Here is a 3595-nt window from a genome sequence, read left to right as displayed (position 1 = left end):
AATGACAGTACGGAATCAAATTCCTTTTCTTCGTAAAAGTCTGGTTTATCTGCGCTTTTTGGTGCAAACTGTGTTACTTTTGGACCTTTAACAAAAGCCACATTATCTTTATATGCTGAAACGATATCATTAGGATTAGTTTCAGATGTTTTTCTAATTAATTTGAATAGCGATGTTGGTTTTTCTTCGCCATCTACAACAAATGTTCCGTTGAAAATTTTATGACGGCAATGCTCTGAATTGGCTTGTGAAAAGGCAAAAATTTCAGAATCGGTTAGTTTTCTATTTAGTTTAGTAGCTAAATTATTTAAATAATCGACTTCTTCAGCACTCAAAGCTAAACCTTCAGTTTTGTTGTACGATGCAATATCGTCAATTTCTAAAATAGGTTCAGGTTGAATATTTATGGTGTAAATTTCTTGATGTAATTCTGTATATTTTTGAAACAACATCGGATCAAAATCTTGAAAATCAGCCGTTACTTTCTGGAATTCTTCAATACGAATAATTCCTGAAATACCCATATTTTGAGTAATTTCAACGGCATTTGTACTCCAAGGTGTAATCATTGCGGCGCGAGGTCCTACAAAATTTTCTACTATGCTCTTTTGGTTAATTTGTTGTGTTTCACCAAATAACCAGTTCAGTTTTTGGATGTTTTCGGTAGAAATTTCAGATTGAGACTGAACTGCAAAAACCGTATTGCTTTGGTTTCCAAAGAAAAAAATCATAAAGTTGAGTTGCTTGAACTGAATGTAATTTCAGTTGTGTTAGTTGTTTCTGATGCAAAGTTAAACTTTCTTCTTAAAGTATAAAAAAAAAGAGTGGTAAAAACCACTCAAAATTTTAAAATTAAGGTAAATATTCATAGGCACCTATGTCGGAAGGATTTGTCCGGGTTGTACCAAGGATATCTAACGGAAATGAATACGTAAAATTGGCATTATTTCTGCAAATGGAATTTTCATTAATTCGGAAATCATTTAGGCTTATATTTTTAAATCCTGGATTGTTTTCTGTTGAATTGATTGCAAAAATACATCCTACGTATTTTGATGTATTTGTAGAAAATTGATATAACGGATTCGCACTAATTTGGTTGTTATTATCCACAAATTTAATCAAGCAATTATCAAATTTATAGTTGAATACGGCTCCTGTTTTTTCTAAGGCGATACCGTAATTACTGGAACCATAAAAAATACAATTTTTAAAATTAGCTTGTGTTAATGAAGTTTGAATCGTGCTACTTAAATTTTCATTGGTTAGCACCAAACTGGTTTGATTTGGAGAATTCCAATAATTGGCAAACGTACAATGCGTAAAGTCGTAACTTCCGCCATACGTGCACGCTAAACTAGCTTGTCCACAATTATTAATCACAACGTTTTTACCTGAGATATTTCCAGTTCGAGCTAAAATTCCCACATTGGCACAATTGTAAATTTGTACATTCATCATATCAATAGTTGGAGTAGTGGTTCCATCATTATTTGAAACCAACATACCAACAGTTGCGTTTTTAATGGTTAAATTTTTTATAACATTCTGATTGCTACCTCCCATAAATAATACCGCCAACCATTGTCCAGGTACTTCGCTATAATTGGGTTCTAAACGATCGCCTTCAAAAATTACTTCGTTTTCTAAATCGTCGGTTGTAGATAAATTTCCATTCACTTGTAAATGCGCATTTGCTGCAACAATTAAACCTGAATTAGCGTGAAAGTGCACCCTTGCTCCAGGATCAATAACAAGTGTTTTTGTTTCAGGAATTTTAGCAAAACCGTATATTACATAGGGTTTTGTGTTTGTCCAATGCAACTCGTTTCCGTTTGTGGCATCTGTTTCACTTAAATTGGTACCGGTAATGTTTGCGGGTTCTGTGTTTGTTCCTAAATTAATTTGTTCGTAGGTATAATTATTTGGACTTCCCGTTCTTTCAGGATAAATAAAAACAGCATCTTGAATCAATGTAACCAATTCTACTTTTTGATAATTATTCGTTTCGCCAAACTCAATTCTATCGGTATATAAAAAATCGGCTGGATTTGCATTAGCAATATTTGAGGTAATTTCTATAAATACAAACAAACTGTCTTTGGCTAAAAGTTCTACATTTTCAAATTCTTTTCCAGGCATTCCATCCACCATTAATCGGTAATTGGAACTTTGTCCTTTTCCCAATCGCACTTTTGGAATAGAGATGTTTTTGTTGCTATTGTTGTACACTTTTAGTGTATAGGTGCTTGAACCAATATTTGTAAAAACGGTATCTAAATACACGGTTTCTTTGGAAAAAGTTAAGGTACCAATACTCGATTCAAAATCAAGCTCGTTTCTGCAAGATGTGAAACAAAAAGTAGCAATTATTCCAAGAAAAAGTAGTAATTGACGCATATTTATTTTTTTATTTATGTTTTTTTAATTGCCACCAATTGCCGAATTTTTGTAATCTTAAAATATGAAATTAATTCAAATTAATTATCGACAAAGTCGATACGAATTATTTTTGAACAAATTTTTAATTCGAAAATTCGTGGCTATAATTTATATAATTATATAAAACGAAAAAATGTTCGTTTTGGTATATTTTTATAGAAATATAAATTTGTAACTTTGTAAAAATAACTATTTATGTTTAATAAAGAAAAATTTTTAGCACTTTGTAACGAATGGTCTAAAAACACCTTAATGGAAACGCTTGAAATAGAGTATATTGATGCGGGTGAAGATTTTTTAAAAGCGAAAATGCCAGTCAATTCAAGAGTGCATCAGCCTATGGGATTGTTGCACGGCGGTGCTACAGTGGCTTTAGCAGAAAGTGTGGGAAGTGCCGCTTCATTAATGTTCATAAATCCAGAAAAACAAGAAGTTCGTGGTATCGAAATAAGTGCCAATCATTTACGTAGCAAAAGAGAAGGAATCGTTTTTTGTACGGCAAAAATTATACATAAAGGCGCCAGTATTCATTTGTGGGAAATTAGAATTGTAGATGAAAACGACAAACTAATTTCTTTATGTAAATTGTCTAATATGGTTTTATCAAGAAGAGTTAAGTAATGAACTTGTTAGAAAAAGCCCTTTTTTATTTTCAAAATCAATTGCCTTTTGTAGTGTACGCAAAACCAGATGATTTTGTTTTACAAGGTATTTTTCAAAAAAATAATGCTTTACACGTTTTTGAAAATCAAAGTGGATTTGTTTTTGCTGGTTTTTACAATACAACAAACGTGGTTTTTCCATTAACAGATTCCGAAGTTTTTCAGGAAGAAATTATTTTTAATGAAGAAGCGCAAACTTTTAATTTAGAACATACTTCTGTTGAAAACGCTCAAAAATCATTTGAGAATTTAGTTCAAAAAGCGGTTTCGGAAATTGAAAATGGTTCGTTTCAAAAAGTGGTGATGTCTCGTAAAATTGAAATTTCGCAATCGGTAGATGTTTTAAAATCGTATCGAAAACTTTTAAAAACCTATCCAACTGCTTTTCGATATTTGTGGTATCATCCTCAAGTGGGATTATGGATGGGCGCCACACCAGAACAATTAACGAAAATTAATAACCATACTTTTGAAACTGTTTCTTTAGCAGG

The 3595-nt window shown here is 31.9% G+C and carries 3 protein-coding genes and 1 pseudogene; 2 read left to right on the top strand and 2 right to left on the bottom strand.

All coding sequences use genetic code 11. The features are described from left to right. Positions 1 to 731 (bottom strand): annotated as a pseudogene (locus ACIQ11_RS09510) (phosphoribosylformylglycinamidine synthase); the annotation flags it as partial. Positions 732 to 852: 121 nt separating this feature from the next. Further along, a complete protein-coding gene (locus ACIQ11_RS09505; protein WP_396154384.1) occupies positions 853 to 2400 on the bottom strand; it encodes a hypothetical protein in 1548 nt (515 codons plus the stop codon). A 237-nt stretch (positions 2401 to 2637) separates the two neighbouring features. On the opposite strand from ACIQ11_RS09505, the gene ACIQ11_RS09500 reads away from it, so the two are divergent. Both ACIQ11_RS09500 and ACIQ11_RS09495 read left to right on the top strand, forming a co-directional pair. Continuing rightward, on the top strand, positions 2638 to 3063 hold the full coding sequence (locus ACIQ11_RS09500) for a PaaI family thioesterase (RefSeq protein WP_396154383.1): 426 nt from the start codon (positions 2638 to 2640) through the stop codon (positions 3061 to 3063). Next, positions 3063 to 3595 (top strand): chorismate-binding protein (locus ACIQ11_RS09495; protein WP_396154382.1); only part of this gene is annotated, 533 nt, incomplete at its 3' end. The genes ACIQ11_RS09500 and ACIQ11_RS09495, both read left to right, overlap by 1 nt.

It is taken from the genome of Flavobacterium sp. (assembly GCF_044361065.1).
Lineage (GTDB): Bacteria > Bacteroidota > Bacteroidia > Flavobacteriales > Flavobacteriaceae > Flavobacterium.
Note: the sequence above shows the minus strand (reverse complement) of the source record. Positions and strands in the feature narration are given on the sequence as shown.